Annotated in this window: 27 protein-coding genes; 7 read left to right on the top strand and 20 right to left on the bottom strand. The window is 49.3% G+C overall.

From position 1 onward, the window contains the following. The first annotated feature begins 81 nt into the window (after positions 1–81). Positions 82–1,746, top strand: coding sequence for an energy-dependent translational throttle protein EttA (gene ettA / locus J1836_RS09875; RefSeq protein WP_207250936.1), 1,665 nt, complete (start codon positions 82–84; stop codon positions 1,744–1,746). An 11-nt stretch (positions 1,747–1,757) separates the two neighbouring features. On the opposite strand, the gene J1836_RS09870 is transcribed toward ettA, so the two are convergent. Continuing rightward, positions 1,758–3,263 carry an oligosaccharide flippase family protein gene (locus J1836_RS09870; protein WP_207250935.1) on the bottom strand — a complete coding sequence of 502 codons (1,506 nt, stop codon included), beginning with the start codon at positions 3,261–3,263 and terminating at the stop codon, positions 1,758–1,760. A 279-nt stretch (positions 3,264–3,542) separates the two neighbouring features. Next, positions 3,543–5,036 (bottom strand): flippase, encoded by a 1,494-nt coding sequence (locus J1836_RS09865; RefSeq protein ID WP_242632836.1) that lies wholly within the window; start codon positions 5,034–5,036, stop codon positions 3,543–3,545. Positions 5,037–5,311: 275 nt separating this feature from the next. Here J1836_RS09865 and J1836_RS09860 point away from each other — a divergent pair, with 275 nt between their 5' ends. Then, positions 5,312–6,235 carry a hydrogen peroxide-inducible genes activator gene (locus J1836_RS09860; RefSeq protein ID WP_207250933.1) on the top strand — a complete coding sequence of 308 codons (924 nt, stop codon included), beginning with the start codon at positions 5,312–5,314 and terminating at the stop codon, positions 6,233–6,235. Here J1836_RS09860 and J1836_RS09855 read toward each other — a convergent pair. Then, positions 6,224–7,030, bottom strand: coding sequence for a tyrosine-protein phosphatase (locus J1836_RS09855; protein WP_278189472.1), 807 nt, complete (start codon positions 7,028–7,030; stop codon positions 6,224–6,226). The two genes, J1836_RS09860 and J1836_RS09855, sit on opposite strands and share 12 nt — an antisense overlap. 357 nt (positions 7,031–7,387) lie before the next feature. On the opposite strand from J1836_RS09855, the gene J1836_RS09850 reads away from it, so the two are divergent. Further along, entirely contained in the window at positions 7,388–8,452 is a 1,065-nt protein-coding gene (locus J1836_RS09850; protein WP_207250931.1) for an undecaprenyl-phosphate alpha-N-acetylglucosaminyl 1-phosphate transferase, read from the top strand. Here J1836_RS09850 and J1836_RS09845 read toward each other — a convergent pair. From J1836_RS09845 to J1836_RS09805, 9 genes are all read right to left on the bottom strand, one after another. Then, on the bottom strand, positions 8,406–9,335 hold the full coding sequence (locus tag J1836_RS09845) for a type II secretion system minor pseudopilin (protein ID WP_207250930.1): 930 nt from the start codon (positions 9,333–9,335) through the stop codon (positions 8,406–8,408). The two genes, J1836_RS09850 and J1836_RS09845, sit on opposite strands and share 47 nt — an antisense overlap. Next, positions 9,325–9,942, bottom strand: a complete 618-nt coding sequence (locus tag J1836_RS09840) for a prepilin-type N-terminal cleavage/methylation domain-containing protein (protein WP_207250929.1) — start codon at positions 9,940–9,942, stop codon at positions 9,325–9,327. The genes J1836_RS09845 and J1836_RS09840 overlap by 11 nt, the downstream gene beginning before the upstream one ends. Continuing rightward, positions 9,939–10,334, bottom strand: a complete 396-nt coding sequence (locus tag J1836_RS09835; protein ID WP_207250928.1) for a prepilin-type N-terminal cleavage/methylation domain-containing protein — start codon at positions 10,332–10,334, stop codon at positions 9,939–9,941. Before J1836_RS09835 ends, J1836_RS09840 begins: the two co-directional genes overlap by 4 nt. Then, positions 10,318–10,776: a GspH/FimT family protein gene (locus tag J1836_RS09830; protein WP_207250927.1), complete on the bottom strand. Its 459-nt coding sequence runs from the start codon at positions 10,774–10,776 to the stop codon at positions 10,318–10,320. Before J1836_RS09830 ends, J1836_RS09835 begins: the two co-directional genes overlap by 17 nt. Next, a complete protein-coding gene (gene gspG, locus J1836_RS09825; RefSeq protein WP_207250926.1) occupies positions 10,748–11,173 on the bottom strand; it encodes a type II secretion system major pseudopilin GspG in 426 nt (141 codons plus the stop codon). The genes J1836_RS09830 and gspG overlap by 29 nt, the downstream gene beginning before the upstream one ends. 20 nt (positions 11,174–11,193) lie before the next feature. Next, positions 11,194–12,429 (bottom strand): type II secretion system F family protein, encoded by a 1,236-nt coding sequence (locus J1836_RS09820; RefSeq protein WP_207250925.1) that lies wholly within the window; start codon positions 12,427–12,429, stop codon positions 11,194–11,196. Further along, positions 12,416–14,149 (bottom strand): type II secretion system ATPase GspE, encoded by a 1,734-nt coding sequence (gene gspE / locus J1836_RS09815; RefSeq protein ID WP_207250924.1) that lies wholly within the window; start codon positions 14,147–14,149, stop codon positions 12,416–12,418. Before gspE ends, J1836_RS09820 begins: the two co-directional genes overlap by 14 nt. A 97-nt stretch (positions 14,150–14,246) precedes the next feature. Further along, positions 14,247–14,756, bottom strand: a complete 510-nt coding sequence (locus J1836_RS09810) for a DUF5362 family protein (RefSeq protein WP_207250923.1) — start codon at positions 14,754–14,756, stop codon at positions 14,247–14,249. A 76-nt stretch (positions 14,757–14,832) separates the two neighbouring features. Then, a complete protein-coding gene (locus J1836_RS09805) occupies positions 14,833–15,648 on the bottom strand; it encodes a DUF3025 domain-containing protein (RefSeq protein WP_207250922.1) in 816 nt (271 codons plus the stop codon). A gap of 162 nt (positions 15,649–15,810) precedes the next feature. On the opposite strand from J1836_RS09805, the gene J1836_RS09800 reads away from it, so the two are divergent. Next, positions 15,811–16,320, top strand: a complete 510-nt coding sequence (locus J1836_RS09800; RefSeq protein ID WP_207250921.1) for an SPOR domain-containing protein — start codon at positions 15,811–15,813, stop codon at positions 16,318–16,320. Here the strand turns inward: J1836_RS09800 and J1836_RS09795 are convergent. The 4 genes from J1836_RS09795 to rpoH all read right to left on the bottom strand — a co-directional run bounded on the left by J1836_RS09795 (position 16,317) and on the right by rpoH (position 19,584). Continuing rightward, complete coding sequence (locus J1836_RS09795; RefSeq protein WP_207250920.1) at positions 16,317–16,796, bottom strand: hypothetical protein; 480 nt, start codon at positions 16,794–16,796, stop codon at positions 16,317–16,319. The two genes, J1836_RS09800 and J1836_RS09795, sit on opposite strands and share 4 nt — an antisense overlap. After that, positions 16,781–17,560 carry a T6SS effector amidase Tae4 family protein gene (locus J1836_RS09790; protein WP_207250919.1) on the bottom strand — a complete coding sequence of 260 codons (780 nt, stop codon included), beginning with the start codon at positions 17,558–17,560 and terminating at the stop codon, positions 16,781–16,783. Before J1836_RS09790 ends, J1836_RS09795 begins: the two co-directional genes overlap by 16 nt. Before the next feature lie 58 nt (positions 17,561–17,618). Further along, positions 17,619–18,212 (bottom strand): HNH endonuclease, encoded by a 594-nt coding sequence (locus tag J1836_RS09785; RefSeq protein ID WP_207250918.1) that lies wholly within the window; start codon positions 18,210–18,212, stop codon positions 17,619–17,621. 502 nt (positions 18,213–18,714) lie between these two features. Next, positions 18,715–19,584: an RNA polymerase sigma factor RpoH gene (gene rpoH / locus J1836_RS09780; protein WP_207250917.1), complete on the bottom strand. Its 870-nt coding sequence runs from the start codon at positions 19,582–19,584 to the stop codon at positions 18,715–18,717. Between the two features lie 161 nt (positions 19,585–19,745). Between rpoH and J1836_RS09775 the strand changes: the two genes are divergently transcribed. Beyond that, on the top strand, positions 19,746–21,266 hold the full coding sequence (locus tag J1836_RS09775; protein WP_207250916.1) for a coiled-coil domain-containing protein: 1,521 nt from the start codon (positions 19,746–19,748) through the stop codon (positions 21,264–21,266). A gap of 103 nt (positions 21,267–21,369) precedes the next feature. Then, positions 21,370–21,627 carry a hypothetical protein gene (locus tag J1836_RS09770; protein WP_207250915.1) on the top strand — a complete coding sequence of 86 codons (258 nt, stop codon included), beginning with the start codon at positions 21,370–21,372 and terminating at the stop codon, positions 21,625–21,627. A 65-nt stretch (positions 21,628–21,692) separates the two neighbouring features. Here the strand turns inward: J1836_RS09770 and J1836_RS09765 are convergent, their stop codons facing one another. From J1836_RS09765 to J1836_RS09750, 4 genes are all read right to left on the bottom strand, one after another. Further along, complete coding sequence (locus J1836_RS09765; RefSeq protein ID WP_207250914.1) at positions 21,693–22,316, bottom strand: DoxX family protein; 624 nt, start codon at positions 22,314–22,316, stop codon at positions 21,693–21,695. 74 nt (positions 22,317–22,390) lie between these two features. Next, entirely contained in the window at positions 22,391–24,280 is a 1,890-nt protein-coding gene (gene dxs / locus J1836_RS09760) for a 1-deoxy-D-xylulose-5-phosphate synthase (protein ID WP_207250913.1), read from the bottom strand. 37 nt (positions 24,281–24,317) lie between these two features. Beyond that, positions 24,318–25,211 carry a (2E,6E)-farnesyl diphosphate synthase gene (gene ispA, locus J1836_RS09755; protein WP_207250912.1) on the bottom strand — a complete coding sequence of 298 codons (894 nt, stop codon included), beginning with the start codon at positions 25,209–25,211 and terminating at the stop codon, positions 24,318–24,320. Then, complete coding sequence (locus tag J1836_RS09750) at positions 25,211–25,462, bottom strand: exodeoxyribonuclease VII small subunit (protein WP_207250911.1); 252 nt, start codon at positions 25,460–25,462, stop codon at positions 25,211–25,213. The genes ispA and J1836_RS09750 overlap by 1 nt, the downstream gene beginning before the upstream one ends. Before the next feature lie 163 nt (positions 25,463–25,625). Here J1836_RS09750 and J1836_RS09745 point away from each other — a divergent pair, with 163 nt between their 5' ends. Further along, a complete protein-coding gene (locus tag J1836_RS09745; RefSeq protein WP_207250910.1) occupies positions 25,626–26,282 on the top strand; it encodes a DUF2914 domain-containing protein in 657 nt (218 codons plus the stop codon). The last annotated feature ends 44 nt before the right edge of the window (positions 26,283–26,326 follow it).

The following is a 26,326-nucleotide window of genomic DNA, read 5'->3' as shown; positions in this document are numbered from 1 at the left end:
AATACCAGAATGCTTCAATTGTATAGGACACACTCCCGAACATCCCGCATAATTAGCGTTTTCCACATTCTGGAGCACTGGATGGCACAATACATTTACACCATGAACGGTGTCGGCAAGGTCGTCCCGCCGAACCGTTACATTCTCAAAGACATTTACCTGAGTTTTTTCCCCGGCGCGAAGATCGGCGTACTCGGCTACAACGGCGCGGGTAAATCCACCTTACTGCGCATTATGGCAGGCATCGACACCGACATCCTCGGCGAAGCCCGCCCGCAACCCGGCATCAATATCGGCTACCTCTCGCAAGAGCCGCAGCTTGACCCAACCAAAGATGTGCGCGGCAACGTCGAAGAAGGCTTAAAAGTCATCAAAGACGCGCAAGCCCGCCTCGATGAAGTCTACAACGCCTACGCCGAACCCGATGCCGATTTCGACGCACTCGCCGCCGAACAAGCACGGCTGGAAAACATCCTGCAAGCTGCCGACGCGCACAACCTCGAACACACCCTCGAAGTCGCCGCCGACGCACTGCGCCTACCGCCGTGGGATGCCGATGTCACCACCCTCTCCGGCGGTGAAAAACGCCGCGTGGCGCTATGCCGCCTGCTGCTTTCCTCCCCAGACATGCTGATTCTGGACGAACCGACCAACCACTTGGATGCCGAATCCGTTGCTTGGTTGGAACGCTTCCTGCAAGACTTCCCCGGCACGGTGGTCGCCGTCACCCATGACCGTTACTTCCTCGACAACGTGGCGGGCTGGATTCTGGAACTCGACCGTGGGCAAGGTATCCCATGGGAGGGCAACTACTCTTCATGGCTGGAACAAAAACAAAACCGCCTCGCACAGGAAAGCAAATCCGAGCAAGGCCGCCAGAAAGCCATGAAGCAAGAATTGGAATGGGTACGATCCAACCCCAAAGGGCGCCATGCCAAAAGCAAAGCGCGGATGCAGCGGTTTGAAGAACTCTCGTCCAGCGATTACCAAAAACGCGCTGAAACCAACGAAATCTACATCGCTCCTGGCCCGCGCCTTGGTGATTTGGTGATCGAAGCCAACGGTATTAGCAAATCCTTCGGCGACCGCTTGCTGTATGAAAATGTCAGCTTCAGTCTGCCCAAAGGCGGCATCGTCGGCATTATCGGCCCCAACGGCGCAGGTAAAACCACCCTATTCCGCATGATTACAGGTCAAGAACAGCCGGATGCAGGCACATTCAAAGTCGGCGAAACCGTCAAAATTGCTTACGTTGACCAATCCCGCGACGACCTCGACCCCAACAAAACCGTGTTCCAAGAAATTTCTGACGGGCACGACATCATGACGGTCGGCGGCTACCAGATTCAGGCGCGGGCGTATTGCGGACGTTTCAACTTCAAGGGTGATTCCCAGCAAAAACGCCTGTGTGATTTGTCGGGCGGGGAACGCAACCGCGTGCATCTGGCGAAGTTGTTGAAAGAAGGCGGTAACCTATTGCTGCTTGACGAACCGACCAACGACCTCGACGTGGAAACCTTGCGGGCGCTGGAAGAAGCGATCCTCAACTTCCCCGGCTGTGCGGTGGTCATTTCGCATGACCGCTGGTTCTTAGACCGGATTGCCACCCACATCCTCGCGTTTGAAGGTGACTCCACCGTAACGTGGTTTGAAGGCAATTACAGCGATTACGAAGAAGATTACAAGCGTCGCCACGGCAACGACTTGAATCCGCATCGCATTAAATACAAAAAACTGAAAGCGTAAGCCGTCAAGGTTTAAAGCAAGGCAGCAGGTTCTAGCCTGTTGCCTGCTTCTTTACGGTTCAATAGCCAGTATGAACCCAGTAGCAGCACAGCCAATCCGACCACACCATCTGCCAAGATTTCTAACAAACTATTGTTCAACCAAGCATTCAGCGCTTCCAAAGCGTAAATCATAAAGTACCCTAGTACGGTAAAACTGACCAATTGCACGAAGTATTTGCTGACAGACTGTCCAACATGCCGCGCAATCCACACAAACTGCAACGGCACTGCCAACAGCAATAGGAACAAGGCAAACGCCACGCCATTGTGTGCATAATGCTCGCCCAAATAGAACATGCCCGTAAAATAAGCTACCGTGCCAACCACCGCAATCAGGGCGGTCAATTTTGCCTGACCACTGCCTTGTAGCACCCAATAACCCGTCACGGTATTGGAATGCAGGAAGAAATACAGCGCAATAATTTGCAACGTCAGAGCACCCTGTACGGCAAATTCAGGTGAAATCCATAACGCCAAGAAATCTCCGCCGACAGTAATCAATAACACCGCAATAACCGTACTAATTAATGCCATAATGACACCGACCTTACGATACAAGGCTAACAAGCCGTCTTTATTTCCCGTCACGAACATTTCAGTAAAGCGCGGAAACGCAATATGCACCAACGTATGAATAATACCGTTTGCCATTTGTGCAATCGTGAAAGGGATTTGGTAATACGTCACCGCTTCTGTTCCCAAAATCATGCCAATCACTAATTTATCCGCCCGCGCTGCGACAGAACTCACAAAATTCCCGATGAACGTATAAAAACTAAAGGAAATAATAGTGGCGAACACACTGCTAGAAAACCGTGGCAATAAATTTAGTTGGCTGGGAAAAACAGACACACAAGCTAAATAACCCGAAATCAAGGCTAAAGCGTGAATCACCACATAACCCAATAATACAGCTTGTAAATCATACCCTAGCAGCAGCAATCCACTTGCCAGTACAATCCCACCTAAATTACTGGCATTATGAATAATAGCAGGCCAATCAAAACGGTGGTATGCCTTACAAACATTCAGAAAAAATTGATTCACATAGCTGAATAATAAAGGCAAAGCCGTTATTTTCAATACACGCTCAGCGAGTAATTGCTGCTGAACGTTAGCATATAATACACCTGCTAGATTATCGGCAAACACATACAACGCTACTGCACTCATCAACCCTATCACTAAATAAATCAGTAGCGCAACATTCAAAACAGGTTGCACTTTAGCTTGCTGTTGCGTTGCCTCGTATTCTGCCACATATTTGATAACTGTCTGACCGATCCCCAAGTCAACCAATGTCATAAAGCCAATAAGTGATGTGCATATAACATATAAACCATATAAATCAATATCTAACGCACCAATCATGATAGGAATCGTGGCTAATGCCGCTAACAGCGGGAAAGCGTAACCTAAGCTACTAAACACCACGTTTTTACGCGTGTTCGGTTGCTGAGTGGATGTTTTTTGCATAACAAACCCTATGGCTGAAATAAAAATTCAACACAAAAACAAATGAGAGAATAATGCGGCGTACTCACCAACTAACCGCTTGCCCAACCATTGAATCAATGAAATTGATTCACCAAAAGAAATGTATGCACTAAGCGTAATGCAAGCAACCTTATTTATTTTTTGGTAGATATATTTTTTGAATGATGGAATAATTTAGCATATTCACCCAGTCAATAAACAACTGATACATATAAGAAATTAGTTTTTTTCAATCAATAATGTCACATAGATAATGCATTATGCAGGGATAATTTTTTTCAACACCACCCCCCGAATTTGCTGACGCCCACGCCCCAAGACTACCCATAAAGCCAGCATCAATACCAGCAGCGATAATACACTGCAAACCATAATTCCCAAGAAACTGTGCGCTAGCCACAAATTCAAAGACTCCAGTAAATAAATCATGACACAGCCCGCTAACAAGAAGCTCAGCAGTTGCATCACGTATTCTGACCAACGATGTCCAATATGCCGGTCTATCCAGATGTATTGCAGCGGTATTGTCCATAATGTAAAAAACAAGGCAACAGCAGCACCGATCGACCCAAAGCTGTTCCCCAGATAATACAATGCGACAAAATAAGCGAACGCATCCGCCACTGACATAAACGCAGTCAATTTTGCTTGTCCAGCCCCCTGAAGCACCCAATACCCCACCACGGTATTAGAATGCAGGAAGAAATAAACGGCCATAACTTGCAAGATTAAGCTAGCCTGCTGTGAAAACGCAGGGGAGATCCACAGGGCAAGAAAATCACCGCCCACCACAATCAACATTACCGCAATCATCATACTGGTTAAAAACACGATTGCATTCGCCAAGCGATATAAACGCAGCAAACCATCGCGATCACGCAAACTGAACATTTCACTGAAGTACGGGAAAGTAATATGTACCAGCGTATGGATAATGCCATTTGCCATCTGTGCAATCGTGAAGGGTATCTGATAATAGGTCACCGCTTCCGTGCCAATCACCAAGCCAATCAATAACTTGTCAGCACGCGATACCAATGAACCAATGAAATTACCCACAAACGTATAGGCACTAAACGAAACGATCTCCATGAAGACATTTTGCTCAAACACAGGACGCGCTTTAATGTGCTGCGGTAAAACATACGTACTGGCAAGATAGCCCCCTAACAGCGTCACAAACTGTACAAAAGCATACCCCCACATGACATCCTCCAAGCCATACCCCATGAGTAGCAGAGCAGTCGTGAGAAAAATCCCTCCAAGATTTCCCATATTATGAATAATGGCTGGAAAATCAAACCGATGGTATGCTTTACAGATATTTAAGAAGAACTGATTAACGTAACTAAAAAACAAGGGAACAACCGCAATCCGCAAGCTCTCTATTGCCAACGCCACCTTCTCCGCTGAAGCATATAAACCATGCGCTAACAGCGGGGCAATAGCATACAGACAAACGGCACTACCCAATCCGATAACGAGATAAATCAGGAAGGCTACGCCTAAGACAGGTTTAACTTTATCTTGCCGCCCAGTCGCCTCATATTCTGCCACGTATTTGATGACGGTTTGACCAATTCCCAAATCAACCAACGTCATAAAACCGATTAGTGAGACACAAATAATGTACAGACCATACAAATCAATGCCTAATTTACTGACAATAACAGGGATGGTCGCCAGTGCTGCAATGAGGGGCAACAGATAACCTATACCTGTAAAAACAACATTTTTACGTAAATTTTTCATCAAACCCCAAACACCACAGGATACCAATTTAATCTAAATATTTTATAAAAAGAACCATAGATGTTAATTGCGAATTAACAAATAAAAATAATATATAAAAGATAGACACTGAATATACCTTAGGCAATTTTGCATGAAAAATGTTCTAATAAGTAAGCAAACGTATCCTATAACCTGACAAATGGCACAACACCCCCAAAAGATTTTCACATTCATGCAGAAAATAGAATATTATCTTTTTAGCAAGTACCAAAAACGAATCATCCGAGGTTGCCATGAACCTGCCAACCGTAAAGCAGCTCCGCTATTTTGTCGCACTGGAAAGCCATGAACACTTCGGAAAAGCCGCCGAAGCCTGCTTTGTCTCCCAATCGGCGTTCAGTACGGCTATCCGCGAATTGGAAACGATTCTGGAAGTACAACTGGTCGACCGTACCAATAAGAACGTCACGGTGACGCATATCGGGCGACAAATTGCGGTAGAAGCCCGCCGTTGCTTACGTGATGTAGAAAACCTAGTCGAATTAGCGCGTAGCAATCATGCACCGCTCACGGGTGAGCTACGCATCGGGGTCATCCCAACCATTGCGCCGTTCCTCTTGCCGCGTGTTTTACCGGCATTACGCCAGCAATTCCCGAACTTACGCTTATACTTGAGCGAAGACATCACCCAGCGCGTCTATGAAAAACTCATGAATGGTGAGCTTGACCTCATTATCATTGCCCTGCCCTATGCGCTGCGCAATGTCGAAGTCATGCCCTTATTTAAGGATCGTTTTTTCCTCGCCTGTCGTGAAGACACGCAACATACACGTCCTAGACGCTACATTTTTAACGACCTGAACCCTGAAAGCATTCTGTTGCTAGAAGACGGACATTGCCTGCGTGACCACACGCTATCGGCTTGCCGTTTACAGGACATGGATAAAATCAGCCGTTTCACCGCGAGTAGCTTATTAACTTTGACGCAAATGGTTGATGCCGATTTAGGCATTTCTTACTTGCCCGAAATGGTGAAAGGCTCGACCTTATTAACAGGTACCAATGTCAAAATTTGGTCATTACCAGAAGAGAGTTACCGCGAAGTCGGTTTAGCCTGGCGACGCGGCAGCGCCCGTGAAGTCGAATTTATGCAGCTTGGTGAATTTATTAAAACAACGTGGTTAACCTTGCTGGCAACACACACTTCAACAAAATAAACGATTCATCCAATTTTTCTTACCACCATCAGAACGCTCAATGGAGGATGATAATCCGGGCGGTAATAATACATCGGAGGGATCAATATTATCCAAAATAGCCAAGGGTCGATCACTCACCATGCGCATTACTTCAGCATCATCGCCCGTAATACGTATAGCCGCTTCAATACCTGTTGATAAAATAGGCGGTCGATAAACCATATCGTGCGCATCTGATGCAATAATATGCACAACACCATCTAATAATAAACGTTCAGAACACTTTTTTGCTGTGCGTCCAAATGTGCCGCTAATAGCCGCAGCGGTAACTTGCAACCATGCCCCCATTCGCGCCGCCAAAATAAAGTCTTGATAATGATCTTCACACCAGCGTAACCGTTCTGGATGCGTGATTACAGGGACGTAACCCGCATTTAAAAACGCTTCAATCTGGCGCAAAAAATTCGGTACAGGCAAGTTGTGTGACGGCTCTAACAAGAAATAACGTGAACCATGCAGTGTCGGCATTATCCCCTGCTGCAAACTATCCAACACCCCAAACACCATGTGAATGTCTGCTCCTATAATGAGGCGTAAGGCAATATCCTGCGAATACAATTCCACTTGCAACATTCGTAAGACTTTAGCAATACCATCAGTGGAATTTTCATACACACCGGGATAAATATGTGGCGTACACGCGAGGTGCGTAATACCATCCTCGACCGCTAAACGTGCCATCGCTAATGAGGTTTTCATATTAGGCGACCCATCACACAATGCAGGCAAAATATGACTATGCAAGTCGATCATAACAGTCCAGTTATATAGTTCCAAACCAAAGGCATTAGCTGGGTTTATTTAAATAGTTTTGTTTACGCTATCACAAAGCCTTTAAATCACCATCTGAATCTGATAAAAGGTGTTTGTTTTCGGGAGGGGTGTCAGCCTGCCGAATTTGAGTCCAATCACTATTACAGACTGCTAAACGACCGTTTATCAGGAGTTCATCTGCAATGCTTTCCACTAATCAGAATTATTGCTCACTTAAACCATCCAAATAATTAAATTGAATAAGCATTAGCTAAAATGCACAGCAAGAAGCTAGTCAAAAACCCCGAGGACAACATGCTTATAATATCGCTAATAACGAGCTTGTGCGTAACATGGATGGCACTCCATTTTCTAAAACCGGTGGCGCATCGGGCACGTCTTTTAGACATTCCCCAAGGCAGAAAACAGCACACGGGTGCTGTACCACTGATTGGCGGCATGTCGATCTTCATCGGTGTCGCTGTCGCCGCCATGCTAACCCTGCCAAGCGATCCAGCTGTGGGTACTTGGTTATTGTGCGCCCTAGGTATTGTGTTGTTGGGTGTGGCGGATGACGCGGAAGACTTGCCCGTTAAACTGCGCATTGTCATGCAGACGCTACTAACGTTGGCGCTGTGTATCGGTACAGGTTTATCGCTGGGAAACCTTGGCAATCTACTCGGTCTGGGCGACATTGATCTGAGCGTGTTCAGCTATCCATTCACAGTGTTGATTGTGCTGGGTATTATCAATGCTTTCAATATGATTGACGGTATTGACGGGCTGCTTGGTTCGGTGTCGATGGTGTCCTTGTTAAGTTTGGTGCTGCTGTTTAGCCTCTCGACTCACGCGATAGAATTAAGCGTTAGTGTTATGTTTCTGGCGGCATTGTTTCCTTACCTGCTGAACAATTTGGTATTACCACCATTCAAACAAAAAATCTTCATGGGCGATGCGGGTTCGATGTTGATTGGCTTAACCATCAGTTGGTTATTGATCGAAGGCACGCAAGACCCTACCGATGCAGCCTTCCGCCCAGTCACCGCACTGTGGTTGATTGGCTTGCCGCTGATGGATATGGTACGGGTGATTCTGGTGCGCTTACGTGACCGTCGCTCGCCGTTTGCGGCAGGACGTGACCACCTGCACCACTTGCTGCTGGAAATCGGTATGAGCAAGTGTGCTGCCATGCTGACGATGGCTATGCTCGCCGCACTCTTGGCAAGTGTGGGTATCGTGACTGAACATTTGCAGACCAGTGAAAGTGTGATGTTCTACGGCTTCTTGCTGACCTTCCTTGCGTATCTGCTAGCCGTTGCACCCTTGGTCAATGCGGAAAAAGGCAGTTTGCAACGCTGGATTGAAGCCGCTGCGTTTACCCAAACTGCGCGGAAGATTCTTGCAAGATACGGAAATAATTAATAAACGGCGGGGTTTGCCCCGGTCGTAAACGCAACGACCGCTCTTCAAAATACGGGGGAGCGGTTGGGTCGGTGTAAACCCTGATCTGCATTCGGTACAACGGTTGTTGCGTCGCATCTAAAAATGCCTCACCAAAATCCGGTTGCACGTATTCACCCTCGGATTCTTCACGCTTTTGCATATACGCATCGACTTTCGCCGCGTCACCCTCTGCCAATAACAGCAAAGTCTGACGCGGCGCTAACATCGGGTTAATGCCTTTACCACCAGAATTCACCGTCAAAAGACGTGTCAAAGCTTGATAAAGCTGCGGTGTCATGCCCAAGACTTGCTGTAATTCCTCAACTCGGTCAAACGGTGCGTCTTTTGCCCCAAACGGCAAACCGGCATTTTCATAATCGCCATCTTCTGCGCCATTAATGCGTTTCAGATCATCGACATCACGGAAATCTTCCAAAATATCCAGCATTCGATCAATCGCTTGCTCATCTAAGCCCGCTTGTTTAAAGATCAATCTAAGCAAAGGGGGACTGGCAAAACCAATATCAATCAGACCATTCTCACCGACAACCCGAATTTCCGCTTTTGCGCCTTCGTATTCCCACAGCAAAGGCGTACCGCCTAATTTGAGATCACGCTCTTTATTGGGCAGGAATAATTGCATCACCGCGTAATGCGCGGCAGCATCCGCTACTGCACGCGATTGCGCGGTACGACGCGCATAATCCACCATGCTGGTTTCGGTACGGGTCGCGTAAACAAGACTAGCCGCCAGCGTCATCATGACCATGATCATCCACAATACCACGATCATCGCAACACCGGATTGCCCCTTCACCCCTTGCGGGGGAAGGCTGGGATGGGGGGTAAATTTAACGTGCATAATCTGTTACCTGTGGCAAATCTACCAGCATGTCAGGCCAAGCGCGTTCCTGATCGGCTAAGGTTAATTTCAACATATCGGGGTAGCGAGGAATATCCTCCCAATCGGATGTCCAATCGGGGTCTTTGCCCTCTTCTTCCGCGCCAAAATACGCAAATCCTGCGTCTTTCAAGCCCTCGAACACCAATACAGGTTCTGCATCTTTAAACGCCTCCTCCCACGTCAGTTCAGGGCGATACGGCGCAAACAGCATTTCCAATTTTTTGCCGTCTTTAGCCGCGACAATATTGAGTTCGATCAGAAATACGCCGCCTTGGTGCTGCAAAGGTTGCAAGGGTGCGACGTAACGTAAGGATGTTGCCGTGCCTTCAAACGCATACACCCGCTCCTCTTTCTCACCCTTGAGACGCACCACCATCGCCTGCCCCAATTGGCGGCGCAAAAAGTCGGTGATCAGGCGCATATCCTCGGTTTTGTTCAAGCGCGTATCCGCCGCATCCCAACCGCGTGCCATCGTGTTAAAACTGGCGAATAAGGCGAGGAATAATAAGGAAACCAGCCCCAACGAAATCAGCATTTCCAGCAAAGTGAATCCGCGTTGCTTCATTTTTCCTCTCCAAAGCGTAAGGATGACAGGTGAAACTCGCGGTTTTTATCGCCACTTTGCCAAGTCACCACCACTTCGACGCGGTAGAGTTGCAAGGGTAAAGGAAGTTTTTCCAGCTTATCGCTGAGTTCGACCGGCGACATGCTCACCGTCCAGCGGTAATCAGAACCTTTTTCCTCGCCACTGGTGTTGCCGTCTTCGACTTCGATTTCGCTGCCGATCGCAGCAAGGCGGGATTCCGCGACCTGCACCGCGAAACTGTATTCGTCGGATAACGCCACGCTGCGCATCGACGAGCCGAATAATTGCAACAGTGTTCCCACCACCAAGCCCATCACCACAAACGCGACCAAGACTTCGATCAGGGAAAAACCTTTATTGAATTGCGACACGCCCCGTTACCCATTCTACGTTGACCTTAAAGGTCTGTTTATTGTGCGTCAGTTCCACTGAACCGCCCGTAGAACTGCCATCAGGAAAAAAGCGAATGCCGCCTTGATTGGCAGCGTCCACTTCAGCGGAGGTTGTATTGATTTTGGCTTCAATGCTGGGGCTAAGGCTGCGCTCAGCATTCGCAGCCCCGCCATCAATCCAGAAACGTTTTTCTTGGATATTCATTTTCCACAAGGTAGGTTGTTGGCGCATCACCGCTTGGGCGCGGGCATGGCGCAAACTCGCCGCGACTTCCCGCCCGCTTTTGCGCAAGACGGGGCCTTCGCTTAACGAGGTTGCCACCGCCCCCACCAGCAGCCCACCGATGACCAGCACCAGTAGGACTTCCAACAAGGTAAAACCACGCTGGGGTTTATTTGTCCCAGAGGGAAATATCTGCATCTTCGCCTTCGCCGCCTGCTGCCCCGTCTGCGCCAAACGACATCAGCTCATACGGCTGACCATTGGTGCTTTTACGCTTGTATTGGTAATCGTTGTTCCAACCGTCTTTCGGCACATCGCCTTTTTTCAGGTAAGGGCCGTTCCAGCCGCGAGCGCCTGATGGGGCGGCAACCAGTGCTTTCAAATCTTCGGGGTAACTGCCAACTTCCAAACGGTACATATCCAGCGCCGCACTCAAGTTTTCAATTTGCACCTTGGTGGATTGGGTTTTGCCTTTGCCGAGGTATTTCATCGCTTGCGGTCCCACAATCCCCATGATCAACCCCAAAATGACCAACACAATCATCAATTCAATCAGGGTAAAACCACGGTACTGACGCAACGTGTACTTCATCATTAACTCCTTGTTATTATTAATTACTTAACCAAATCTGCCATATTGATCATGGGCAATAAGACTGAGCCGATAATCAACAAAATAGCGACTGCCATGATCATGATTAACAACGGTTCAAGCAATGCCAACATTTGTTTGACCGATGTTTTTACTTCGTCGTCGTAAATATCAGCCACTTCGCGCAACAGTTGTTCCATGCGTCCGGTTTCTTCACCGACACGCAGCATGTGCAAGGCATACGCAGGGAATACGCCTTTGCTCAATAATGTACGGGTGAGGCTTTCGCCTTGCTTAAGGCTATCCGCCGATTCTTCTACCGCTGCTGCCATAACGCGATTACCGACGGTATTTTTTGCCATTTTCAGCGCACCGAGTAACGGCACGCCGTTATGCAGCAATGTGCCTAAACTGCGAGAAAAGCGAGCAGTTTCGATCTTGCCGATCAGGTCGCCGACAATAGGCCAGCTCAACATGCTGCGATCTAGCCGCGTCCGCGCTTTTTCATTGCGGAGAATGTATTGCGCTACCATCAAAATCAGCAGAAAGCCACCCAATACCGCCCACCAGTATTCTTGCAAGGTTGCCGACGTTCCCATCACCACTTTGGTAATCGTGGGCAATTCCGCCCCCATATCCGCAAACATCGAAGAAAATTGCGGGACTACAAAAGTCAGCAAGGCAAAAATCGACACCACCGCCACAAAGGCGAGGATGGCAGGATAAATCAGCGCCGAAATCACCGTGCCACGCAATTCTTTAGCACGCGTCATGTAGTCGACTAAACGCGCCAGTGCATCATCAATCGAGCCGCCCGCCTCGCCCGCTCGTACCATATTGACGTAGAAACGCGTAAATTTACCGCTTTCTTCCAGCGAATCGGCGAAGCGTTTCCCGCTGCGCACAGCGTTTTGGATGCCTTGAACCAATTCCAACACGGGTGGTTTATCGCCAATTTCCAGCAAGATACCCAGAGCGCGATCCAACGGCAGCCCCGCTTTCAACATAGTGGACATTTGCTGAGTCAGCGCCATGATGTCAGGTTGGCTGACGTGTTTGCTGGCAAATAAACCCTGCGGCTTTTTGCTGGCGGTGGCAGGATTATTCCCCGTGGCTGCGTTTTTACCGGCACTGATTTTGATGGGAATCAGCCCTTGCGCGTTCAAGTTTTCCGCCGCTTGTGCCTCACTGGCGGCTTCCAACGTGCCTTCCTTGGCAACGCCTTGCGGGGTAATCGCCTTATAACTATACGTTGGCATTAGGGGTTTCCTCCGCCACGCGCAGGACTTCTTCCAACGTGGTTACGCCCTTGAGGGTCTTAGCCAAGCCGTCTTCGTACATGGTGCGCATTCCGCCTTTACGCGCTTGTTCCTGCAACACGCCTGCGTCTTCGTGCTTTAAAATACGCCGACGAATGGCATCATCCATCACCAAGACTTCGTGAATCGCACTTCGCCCTTTGTAACCCGTGTTGCTGCACGCATTGCAGCCTTTGGCACGCCACAAACGCAACTCGCCTTCGGGCTGGTATTGACGCAACCCGAGTTCTTGTTCGATTTCGGGCATAACGGGGTGGGATTCACGGCATTGCGGACACAGGCGACGCACTAAACGTTGTGCCAAAATGCCATTCACCGTGGATGTGATCAGGTAATCCTCAATCCCCATATCCATCAAACGGGTAATACCGCTGGCAGCGTCGTTGGTGTGCAAGGTGGATAATACCAAGTGACCGGTAAGTGCGGATTGGATGGCGATACGCGCTGTTTCCACGTCACGCATTTCCCCAATCATAATAATGTCGGGGTCTTGGCGCACGATGGAACGCAGCGCATCCGCAAAATTCAGCCCGATTTTGGGATTGGCTTGAATTTGGTTAATGCCTTCGAGTTCGTATTCCACGGGGTCTTCGACGGTCAATACCTTATTTTCTGGGGTATTCAATTGCGTCAAGGCGGAATACAGCGTGGTGGTTTTGCCCGAACCCGTCGGCCCTGTGACCAGAATAACGCCGTGCGGTGCGTCCAATTGCTGTTGCACTTTGCGTAAATTATCGTCGGAAAAACCCAGCGTATTCAGGTCGAGTTTGACGCTGTGCTTATCCAGCAAGCGCATGACCACGCTTTCGCCGTGCATGGTAGGGACGGTGGATACCCGCATGTCGATTTCCTTACCCTGCGCTCGGAGCTGGATACGCCCATCTTGTGGCAAACGGCGTTCGGCAATATTGAGCCGCGCCATCAGTTTGAGACGGGAAATAATCGCGGGGGTGAGTTGCGGCGGCGGCGATTCGACTTCGTGAATCACGCCGTCAATCCGGTAACGCACTTTGAGATGACTCTCGAATGGCTCAATATGAATGTCAGAAGCGCGTTGCGTCATCGCATTGGTCATGATTTGGTTCACCAAACGAATCACGGGCGCTTCGCTCGCCATGTCTTTCAGGTGTTCCACGTCATCCGAATGATTGTCGTGGCTGGTAATTTCAAAATCATCGTCACCACCGCCTGCGTTGTCTTTTTTAATCGCTTCCGCACCGTATAGGCGTTCAATATTGGCACGAATTTCACTGGGCAGCCCCAATAATGGATCAATCAATTTGCCACTCGCCATGCAAATCGCTTGCTTGGCAAATTCGTCTTGAGGATTCGACATCGCCACTATCAGGCGATTGTCATCGGACTGCACGGGGATAATTTCTGCATTGCGCATGTAATTAATGGCAATACCGGGATTTTCGATGGCAATGGAAGGATAATCTTTGCTCAACGCCATGCGCACGTTCAAATGCCGTGACAACACAAACGCGACTTCTTGTTCGGTGAGCATTCCCAAGCGTACTAACACGCTCCCCAACGGCTGGCGTATTTCAGCCTGCGCACGCAAGGCGCGTTCTAAATCGACGGGTTTTAATTTGCCTAGTTTGACCAGCCTTTCGCCAAACAGTGCGGCTGGAGCATGGGATGTCGCAACCTGCATGATAATGTATCTTTCTTGTTATAATGCTGGCTTATTCTAGGCAAGAGGAGGAAACATGCAAGCAGTTTCCTCCAAACGGTCGGAAATTTACTACCGCTTATAAGCCCGCTGCACCCATAAACAATGCACCACCCAGACCAGCCAATAGCATGACCACCGTTAATACGATGGAAATCAACACCAAAATACCGATCAATTTCCAGAAACTCGCTTGCTGCTCCAACGCGGCTTCGAGATCAGCCACACTTAAGGAGCTACTCAAGCGCTTGATTGCGCCCGCGTAACGCAATAAATACAGCGCTGACAGGAAGTAAATCACTGCCATTACCGCATACAACACACCAACACCGATCATCATACCGCTGCCAAACGGGGCTATTTCCGCATCCATACCTTCCAAATTGCCCATCATCATGCTGCTTATCACGACAGCAATTCCCACCAACAAGGTCAGTGCTGCCCCGATAAATCCCAAAATGGCTAAGAATAATACCCACGGGCGCGTCTTTTTCAGGGCATTAATCACCGTATCGGTGATAGCACCCGTGCCACCATTTACATCACGCACTGCCGAACGCGGTGCTGCAAACGCATCTTGAACACTCATCGTTATTGTCCTTTCAGGTAAAAGATAAACGTTAGCACCAAATAAAGCCGCTAACACGCATTCACGGATAAAGTGTTTAACGCAGGATACTAACCGCCCGCTCGCGGTTTTTTTCACGGAAATACGTTTTGTTTTGATAAAACGCCAACGAAGCATTCTCCCACCACTCCGGCACACCCAATAACGGCAATGGATTCAAGTGCGCCGTCGATGCCAAACCACCGTGTTGCAACGTTTTTGCCACCACCGTATCCAAATGAGTATGTTGTTGTGCCAAGGTTAGCATGAAGAACGACGCATCAACTTCGACCAACAAGGCATGAGCGGTTGCTCCCACGTAAGGTGTGAGCATCTTTTCCAAAGTAGCATGACCGATCATGAAACACGCAATTTCGCTTTCCCACGCCGCACGTTCGTGCCAAAACAAATCTTCCCACGCGAAATTCAGCACCTGTTGCAATAGCTCGCGGCGGCTCGACACGATAATCACGCCACTTTCGTCCAATACCGTTAAAGCATCGCGTTGGGCAGTGCGCGGCTTGCCGTACTCGCTAATATCCGCCGCATGGCGGGCGTTAATCATCACCTTGCTGTGCGGGTATAGACACCACATCAGCGCATTAAAAAAGTCGTGCCAATTGGGGCGAGTGGATACCATGCCTTTCTGGAAAATCCGCTCTTCGTAATACAATTCGGGAAACGGTAGCGTGTCATCCTGCGGCACAAACACAATCGGCAAACCCGATGCTGCGTACAAATCAGCGGGTAAAAATTGCGCTAAATGCTCACACGTAGCCCAGTCAGTTAGCCCATCCCAACAACGCACATTTTGTAGTTGCTGGAAACACGGATGCAGCGTAGCGAAGTTAGCATTCCAAATATCAAGGCTCATCTTGTATCCGCCATAAAATAAACCGTGAATTTTAGCGTAAATGTGCCTCCCTTCTCTGCGTCTTTTTGTCTATAGTTATAAGGTAACAATAGGTCGAATGAGGTTGGAGTGAATAATTCAAATCGGGTGTCATCAAGTTCTCTCGCTAAACAGCGAGGCTTTGTGTTTAAGCTAGTGCATTCATTGCTACTGGTGTTGGGCTTTGTGACCTTGGTACTGCTGTATAAAGCGGGCAAAATACCTTTTTTGAATTACCGACCCAATTTAAACATACCCAGTTGGGAAATCGGCAATACTAGTAGTAGCACCCACGGTAGCTATAACAGTGATGACGATATATGGGATTCTGGCAGCAGCGGGCGTTACATCCAAGCCAGTCAACGCAAAGTGCCAGTGGTACGTGAGCGCGAAGACACCAACTACACCAATAACCGTTACGCGGTACAAGTGGCGGCTGGCTACGATTCCCGCCAACTGTATGCGTGGCGTGATGCACTGGCAAATGATGGCTATAATGCTTATCTGGTGAGCTTAAACACGCCACGCGGCTTGCAGTTCAAACTACGGGTAGGCGCATACAACTCCCGCACGCAAGCTGAAGCCCTGCAAACCAAGTTACGCAACCGTTACCCCACCAATTTCGGTGAAAGTTTCGTCATCGAAGGCGATTAGCGCGTAAACAAGTCGTATTGGAAATTATGCAAACCTTGCTCAGCGCAATGCACGCTGCCCTGCATGACGTAGGCTGAAGGTGTCACCGTATTGCTTTTTAATACCAAGCCCTGCACTTCCTGACCACAACGCCTGCCTTTAACGGGCGTGCCCAGTACTGCAACGACTGATGTGGTTTTATCATGGCGGTAAACCTGCCCCACCTCCCCACCGGGGGATTTAATAAAATAGCACGGTGCCATCGGCTTTAACCAAATGCTCGGCGCGGCTTTGCCCACTTGCAACTTACAACCGCCTGCATCATCCCACAAAGCGAGTGCCATACCGGCAGCGGTCATCTGATCCGTGACATGCGGGGCATCCAAACGTTCGGGCAACACCAAGGTTTGTTGTTGTTCTGCCGACTTCTTCGGTTCGCACGCTACCAATAACACGGCTAACAGGGCGAGATTCACAACGCTTAATGGATGGGCCAAAACCATACCTCCTCGGAACGCTCGAAATAATCCAGCGCACCATCGGCAAGTGCTGGGCCCTCCCAATTGGGGATTTTTTCACGCATCAAGATACCCGTGCCATCCCACAAGTCGATGTGATCTCCTTGATTGTTTTCACCCCAGAAATTTTGGAAACAAATGAAACCCGTGCGCCCTTTAAATGCACCCCACGTCACATTGCTGCGCACTTCAACCCGCCCAAAACGCTCAGGATGACGCCGCATCCAATCCGCCACTTCGCGCGCCCGCAAGGTATGCCCGACATGCCCACGATACCAACACGTCGGCTTATCGTAGCCTTGCAACAGATTACTGCGTAATAAACACGTTCCCATCAGGATTGCGCATTGATTGCCAAAATTTGGCGTACCTTCGGCATCACGGCACGGAAAGGTTTCCCCCGTTTCCACCGTTGGGTGATTATTCCAAATACGGCGAAACCCTAAGTTCAACCCTTCTGTCGGCAAGGATGTCGGGGCAATACCACCACCTTGAGGACGCAACGTTGGCGGCGCGGGGGGTAATGCAGGGGCATCACGCAATTCTTCCGTCACCACCTCACGTTCCGGCAATGTTACGGGCGGTACACTCAATATCGGAGGAGCGGGTGGTGCTGGTATGGGAACGGACGTAGATACAGCAGGCGCGGGTGTAGGGATTGGTGCAGGCGTGATCACCGCAGTCGGGGTACGCCGCCGGAACAGTGATGACAACCAACTCCAAAATGAATTCGACTCGGGCATGGAGAACTCCTTGATCAACGTATGATGACTATAGGCAAAAATGCCGCGCTCAACCCAACTAAACGCTAACTATACGCCCACGTTCGCGTAATTTGCTGGTACGCGGGAAGTGCGCACTCAGGAATTCCATCTGATCAGCGAGAATATTGCGCCCTTGCAAAAAGATGTATTCCGCATAGGTTGGCTGAAAAGGAATGGCTAACAGCGGCATGTGTGCTTGCTCAGGAGTGCGCCCACCCTTGCGGCTGTTACAGTGTTTACAAGCAGTCACAACATTCGTCCAATGATCCCGTCCGCCCAACACAAGTGGATGCACATGATCACACGACAAGTTTTTTTCCTGAAAATGTTCACCGCAGTACAAGCAAAGAAAATCATCACGCCGAAACAGCAACGTATTGTTGAGGGGGGGCGCGTAACCTTCATGCAATTGCTGCTTGCTGCCGTGGGTGGCAATGATGGAGTTGAGTTCGATGCGACTGACTCGCCCAGTTTTGGCGTTGATACCGCCCCGAATCGAGAGAATGGGAGTTCCGCAGGTGTAAGCCACCTGTTTTGAATAGTACAGTTTGACTGCCGTCTGGAAATGTATCCATTCCAACGGCATCCCACTGACATCAGTGCGCAGGATGAGTTGGTTCAAGCTGATCATGGTCAAGCATCATTACAGATTTCTGACATAAATCAAGTATTCATGAATTCTTTCATGAAGTCGTCATGACAGCAGCAGATCATTGAGCCATATCAAGTTTCACACGAGTAGCTTCAGGCACACTGTGCTCATTGATTATTGAAACACTCGGAAGGAAATACCCATGTTCAGTTTTGATTACGGTTTACCCGCTGCCATTGTTGTTGCACTGATTCTATTTTCTTGGTTCAGCTTTTTCTCAGTGGTTTTTTCCGGCTAAGTCGGGAATAACACGCTGGCGTACATTGGTGCTCCCTGATCTTGTCAGGGAGAAGCTATTCCTTTATCCTCTATAAACATAAGTATTTTAGAGGTATGCAGGTATGTTTAGCTGGGATTTTGGTATTCCGATGATTATCGTGGTTGGGATGATTGCTCTGGCTTGGTTCAGCTTCCTATCCGTCGCGTTCTTTGGTTAAACCAAATACGTTGATGTAAAAAAAGCCGCTTTCGCGGCTTTTTTTTATGCAGCTTCGACCACCGCTAAGCGTAGCTTGTTCACTGCGGCATTTTCCAATTGGCGGATACGCTCAGCAGACACACTGTACTTTTCAGCCAGCTCGTGCAACGTGGCTTTTTCTTCGACCAACCAACGACTGGCGAGAATATCGCGACTCCGTGCATCCAAACCAGCCATTGCATTCTGGAAACGTTCACGCGTGTACGCATCCCACTCTTCCGCTTCTAAACGTTCGGCGGGATCAGCGGATTCTGCAGTGAGGTACTGGCTGGGTGAGAAATTACTGGTATCGTCATCGTCTTGATCCACGCTCAGATCAAATGCGACATCGTGCGCACTCATGCGTTTTTCCATTTCCAGCACTTCCGCCGTGCTCACGCCTAAGTCTGCCGCCATTGACTGCGCTTCTTCTTGATTTAACCAACCCAAGCGCTTTTTGCTGCTACGCAAGTTAAAGAATAATTTGCGTTGGGCTTTGGTCGTGGCGACTTTAACAATTTTCCAGTTACGCAGGATGAATTCGTGAATCTCGGCGCGAATCCAATGCACCGCAAACGAAATCAACCGCACATTCATATCAGGGTCAAAACGTTTTACCGCTTTCATCAAACCAACGTTGCCCTCTTGTACCAAATCGCCCAGCGGCAGCCCATAGCCACTGTAACCACGTGCCACTTTCACCACAAAGCGCAAATTGTGCAGGATCAATTGACGCGCCGCTTCCAAATCCCCTTGGTATTTCAGACGCTCTGCCAGACTGCGCTCTTCCTCGGTTTCCAACACAGGAATGGCGTGGATAGCATGGACGTAGCTCTCCAAATTCCCCAAGGGAACAGGAAGGGTTTGTCCTCTGAGCATCAATGCGTTAGTCATGCGTAATCTCCTTCTGTACATTCTCTAGCTATCTTAGCACTCGCGACGTTAGAGTGCTAATACCCCGTTTAGTTTCTATTTTATAGCGGTTCATGCCACGTTATTTTTAGCACATTATCATCCAAGACAGCGAACAAACAGATAAACAGAATAGAATAACAATGAACCGCGAAGAACAGACTCTGATCGATAAAATCGAGGGCAACCGCTTCCTCACGGCTACTGACCGCCAAACCTTGATTGATCGCTGGCGGGATGCTACTGAACGCCTACATGCCAGCGAAACCCGCTTAAATGGCTTCAATGAGATTCTACACAGCAAAGATAAGCTCATCGAGACACTCGAACAAGCGGTGCTGGAACGCGACCACCACATGGAACGCAAAGAACATTTATTGCATGACAAAGAACAATTGCTGCAAAACAACCAAAACAATGCCTTAGAGCGTGAAAATCAAATCGCCCAACGCGACGCGGCACTGTTACAAAAAGAAGCGGTTATCCATGAACGTGACCAAATTATTCGTGAATTAGAAACCCGCACACGTGAAACCGAGCAACTCGCCAACCAGAAAGAGAAATTCATTCTGGAACGCGAAGACCAAATCCACATCCGTAACCGCCGTCTTGAAGAAAAAGATAACCACATCGGCAAGCGTGATCGTGAAATCGACAACCGCGACAAACAACTCAGTAAACGCGACGACAGCATTCAAGAACTAAGCCTGCGCCTCGAAGATCTGAATCGCTGGATACGTGATCGCCAACAGCGCATCTATACCCAAGAGCAATTGCTTAGCGAACGTAACCGGCAACTGTCCGAGCGTGACCGGCAGATTAAGGACCGCGACCAACACACGCAGCAGCGTGATCTGCGCCTGCGTGAGTTGGATCGCTTGCTACAACGTCGCGACGATTTACTGCTGCAAAAAGACCTGCAAATTCACCAACGTGACAAGCTGGTGCGCCGCAAAGTGGAACAAATCAGCCTACGCAATGAGCAACTCGCGGAACAAACACGCCTGTTAAACGCAAAGGAGCAGATTGCCCAAGAACGCGAGCAACTGATTCTGCAACAAGGTAAACAGGCTCTCGAAAAAGAGCAGCACATCGTCAGCCGCGACCAAGCCATTGGCGAACGCGAACGCAACCTTCAACGCCGTGACGAACAAATTACCGCGCAATTTTTACAGCTTCAGGAACGCGACAAAGATATTCACAACCGTGATCAATCAATCAACACGCTGCAAGCACAACTGCGCACACTTGACCAACGCCTACTCGAACAACAAAACCACATCGACTCGCACAACCAGCATAATCTCGACCAAAACCGCTTATTGAACGAACGCGAGCAACACATCCTTGCACGGGAAACGGCATTACAAATACGGGAAACCCAGCTTGCCGAGCGCGAACGCCAACACACCAGCCGTGAAACCGTGTTGTTACAACACATCGCAACCCTCAGTGAACTCACTGATAAGCAGCAAGTACGCGACAACGAACGCCATAATGTTGAGCAAAAGCTGGAGCAGCGCGATAAAGTCATCACCCTCAAAGATACCATTATTGCGCAACTCAACCAGCAATTGCTGCACAAGGAAAAGGCATTGCAACAACGTGATCTGATGCTGCAAAAGCTGGGGCAACAATTACGCGCGTATAGCGCCACCGCTTAAATACGCAATAACGCAGGTATTATTGATAACCATCAATTACGTGCTGCGTCAGCATCGGATAATAACAAACCTACCCTTCGCACACAGGCACACAGGCACACCCATGAAAGAACAACAACTCACCCGCTTTATGTACGCACTCATCGTGGTGGGCTTGGGGATTGCCGCTTCGGGCGTGGGCTTAGTCATCTTCACCGACATCGTAACCGGGCATGGTGTCCAAGGCATTGCGTTGGTGGCTGGGTTGATTGCAGGCGGCTTGTTTCTCTCCATTCCCGCAAAAATTTACCTCACCCTGCAACTGATGAAGCGTAATGATCAGAAAGTCAAAGCACAACGGGAACGCGGCGAAATTCACTAATCCTATTAAAACCCCGACACAAAAAAGGCTGTCGATGACAGCCTTTTTCTAACGAGAACCGCTACTTAGTACTTACTAATACCCGGTTCGTCGGTTGCATCAATCTCGAACGGATCATGATGTGCAGTATGGTCATTCAAACGCTTTTGGAAGCTGCGGTAAATGTACCAGTCCAAACTAAACCAACGCCCAGCGCCCATAAAGAACAAAGCCAACAACAGAACGAAGTACACCAAATATACTTCAGTCAGATTATTCGTCATATCGGTGTAGCCGTGGCTCATCACCAACTGCTGCATGGTGTTGAGAAAACCTGCATCACCCATCGCAATCAAGCCCAATACGACCACAACGAACATGAGTGCCAAGACAACCCAACGCACGGCAAAACCCAACACCAACATGATTGCTGCCGCAATTTCAATACTGCCCAGCAAAATGATCAAGGTTTCTGCACCCATACCCGCAAACAGTGTATTGCTCATGGCGGTAACACTTTGCTGGAAGGCTTCTGCATTTCCCCATGTCATGGGGTTATAAAGGACAAAATCAGGGCTGGAGAACAACCCTAGATGCTTTACCCCTGAAATCCAGAACATGGGAGCAAGGAATAAGCGGATGATGAGCGGCGCAATAAAATCGAAAACACGCATCCATTCGAGGCTAAAAAAGCCAACAAGAAACTTCATGAAGAACTCCTCAGGAATTGGGGGATACAGACGGAATCAAACTTTTCATAAGATTATAGCCGATTCCTGACACATCATTTTGTCACGTATTGTGGCACAGGATACAACGTTACGCCAATCCGAATACGCCCGCCGTAACCCGCATTAATCTTCTCAACAATGCCCTGCGCATCCAAGCCACACGCGGCAAGTTGCTCTTCACGCTGCGCATGGTCAATATAACTATCCGGCAAACCAAGATTGAGCACTTCCACTGCACAACCCGCTTCATGCAAATATTCATTCACAGCACTGCCTGCACCACCCATGACTGCATTGTCTTCCAATGTCACCAGCAAATCGTGCGACTGCGCCAATTCACGAATCATGAGCTTATCCAGTGGTTTCACGAAACGCATATTCACCAGCGTTGCATCCAGCTCTGTGGCAGCGGCTTGCGCCTCAGCCAACAACGAACCGAACAATAGAATGGCTACCGATTGCCCCGAACGCAACTTCAACGCTTTGCCCAACGGAATCGCCTGCATCTCGGTTTGTGGCACGACACCAATGCCTTTACCACGCGGATAACGCACGGCGGTCGGGCAATCCATCTGGAATGCGGTGTACAACATCTGGCGACATTCGTTTTCTTCCGTCGGTGCCATCACCACCATATTCGGAATGCAGCGCAAATAGGATAGATCGTAATTACCCGAATGCGTTGGACCATCTGAGCCAACCAATCCCGCACGGTCAATGGCAAACACCACTGGCAAATTTTGTACCGCCACATCGTGCAATAACTGATCATACGCGCGTTGCAGGAAAGTGGAATAAATCGCCACCACTGGCTTAATGCCTTCACACGCAAAACCGGCTGCCAGCGTTACTGCATGTTGTTCGGCAATTCCCACGTCAAAATAGCGCGTCGGAAAACGCTCAGAAAATTCCACCAAACCCGAACCTTCGCGCATTGCGGGGGTAATTCCCACCAAACGCGCATCACGTTCCGCCATATCACACAGCCATTGCCCAAACACTTGCGTGTAAGTAGGCGTGGATTTTTTGGCGCTGGCAACCAAACCCGTCTTCAGATTGAAAGGGGTAACGCCATGATAGGTGCAAGGATCTTCCTCAGCAGGCTCATAACCCTTGCCTTTTTGCGTGAGCACATGCAGTAAACGGGGGCCTTTGATGCTTTTCAGGTTCTCTAACACCCGCACCAATTCTTCCACATCATGCCCATCAATCGGCCCGTAATATTTGAAGCCCATCTCCTCAAACAGCGTTCCCGGCAATACCATGCCTTTCATGTGTTCTTCAGTCAGTTTCACCAATTTGGAGAGGGATTTGCTGTGTGATAACGCTTTCTTGCCGCTTTCGCGCATGGTCGAATACATCCGCCCCGACAGCAAACGCGTTAGGTATTTACGCAATGCACCCACGTTTGGCGAAATCGACATTTCATTGTCATTCAAGATCACGATCAGATTTGCATCCAAATCACCGGCATGATTCAGCGCTTCATACGCCATCCCTGCGGTCATTGCACCATCACCAATAATCGCAACCGATTGGTAATCTTCGCCTTTTTGCTGGGCAGCCAACGCCATTCCCAACGCAGCACTGATCGAGGTGCTGGAATGCCCCACCCCGAACGTATCGTATTCACTTTCGGAGCGTTTCGGAAAACCCGCCAACCCGTCTTTTTGGCGGATACTGCTCATTTGCTCGCGCCGTCCGGTGAGGATTTTATGCGGGTAAGCCTGATGCCCCACATCCCACACCAGCTTATCGCGGGGCGTATCAAACGCATAATGCAGTGCCACGGTCAGCTCCACCGTGCCCAGATTGGACGAGAAGTGACCGCCTCCAGTCGACACGGAGTTCAGCAAAAATTCGCGCAATTCGCCGCATAACGCGGGCAGCGCCTCAAGTTCCAAGCGCCGTAAATCAGCGGGAGAATGAATCGTATCAAGCACTTAAACTAACCCCTAATCGTCAGATCGTACCTTCTATTTATCGTATGCGCTTGACCGTAAACTCGGCAATTTCACGCAGTAAATGAGCAGACTCTCCCAAGGATACCAAAGCATTCATCGCTTCGTCATACAAATCCTGTAATTTCATTTTGGAAGCGGACAAACCGATAATCGAGGGATAAGTCGGTTTACCTGCGGCAGCATCCACACCACGCGTTTTCCCCAGTGTTTGAGTATCGCTTTCGACATCAAGAATGTCATCTTGCACCTGAAACGCCAAACCAATGCACTTAGCAAAATGGTCAAGCTGCTGTAAACGTTGCGCCTCAACCCCCTCCGCACTGTAAGCTGCCAACAGCACACTGGCGCGAATCAATGCACCCGTTTTGTGAATGTGCATGTTTTCCAGCTCCATCTCGGTCAAGGTTTGTCCGACGGCGGCTAGATCAATCGCTTGCCCGCCTACCATGCCGCGTGAACCTGCCGCTTGCCCCAATTGCTCAATCATACGCAAACGTTGCGCAGGCAATGCCAGCATACGCGGATGTGTCGCCAGAATCTGGAATGCTAGCGCCTGCAACGCATCCCCCACCAAAATCGCGGTTGGCTCATCAAACGCTTTGTGGCAAGTTGGTTTGCCACGTCGTAAAGCGTCATCATCCATCGCCGGTAAATCGTCATGCACCAGCGAATACACATGAATCAATTCCACAGCTGCTGCCTGAATATCCAGCTTCTCTGGCGCAATCCCTAAGGCTTCCCCCGTGGCATACACCAATAACGGACGCATCCGCTTACCACCGTTCAGTACCGAATAGCGCATGGCTTCATGCAGTTTAGTGGGGTGTGTTGCAGCAGGTGGCAAAACATCTTCCAGCACGGCTTCAATGCGCTCTTGCCATGCTTGCAAACGGGTACGCACATTCAGCATCAGGCATCCCCCATGCTGGGGAAATCGCTTGCTTGACCGTCGGCACTCAGCAATTTCACACGCTGTTCAGCGGCTTTAAGCGCGTCTTGACACAAACGCGTCAATGTCACCCCGCGCTCGAATTCTTTGAGGGAATCTTCTAAGGACAACTCCCCGCCTTCCATGCGTTGCACCAGTATTTCCAGTTCTGCCATCGCAGTCTCGAAGTTTGGTTGTGTTGCCGTGCTGGTTTCCACCTGTTTTTTCGGCATTTTTTAATCCCGCGTTTATGCAAAAAAGATAGTAAAACCTAAGTTGCCCTCAGGGGCAAGCCTACACCACGCATTCTTTGGAGAACCGCCAACAAATACAGTAAACTATGTCGCATGAATATCATAATATTCTAATGATCTAATTATTGAGAGATGCCAAATCATGTTACACATCTATTTGAAGAGCACCGTCTTGCTATTATTGACCAGCTTGACCACGCACGCTTGGGCAGAAGAACGCTTACCAATCACCAGCCTTACTCCCCCCATCCCCGCAGCCACTGCGCCAGTCTCTGCACCCATGCTGACACCGCAAGTCGCTCGTGCTGCCTTTACCACAGGCATCACCGCGCGTGAGCCGGATAGCCAATTAGCACGCGTCAGCGCGGGGCAAACCGTGTATTACTTTACGGAACTGGTAGGCTTACAAGGTCATGTGATTACCCACCGTTGGGAGAAAGATGGTGCATTCCAACTGGGGCTACAATTTCCGGTCGGTGGGCAACGCTGGCGCGTCCATTCCAGCAAAATGATGACACCCAACTTACCGGGAACATGGACAGTGACGGTGCAAAATGACGACGGCACGACCTTGCGTCAAGATACCTTAGTCGTTGACCCCATCATGCCAGTAGAACCCACTATTCCTACCGCAGCGCCCGTTATACCAGCACCAGCTACGCTTACTCCTGCTATTCCAGCACCAGCACAACCGTTGACCGAGATTCCGCCCGAAATTCGTAAAGAACCTATTGATCGCCCCACCGCCGTTACCCCTACTACAGATTCCCAAGCCATTTGGGATAAGCTACCACGCTAATGCAACCGCCAGAACCGACAAACGGGCTTTAAGCCCGTTTGTCG

This window comes from Thiothrix fructosivorans (genome assembly GCF_017349355.1).
Lineage (GTDB): Bacteria > Pseudomonadota > Gammaproteobacteria > Thiotrichales > Thiotrichaceae > Thiothrix > Thiothrix fructosivorans.
Note: the sequence above shows the minus strand (reverse complement) of the source record. Positions and strands in the feature narration are given on the sequence as shown.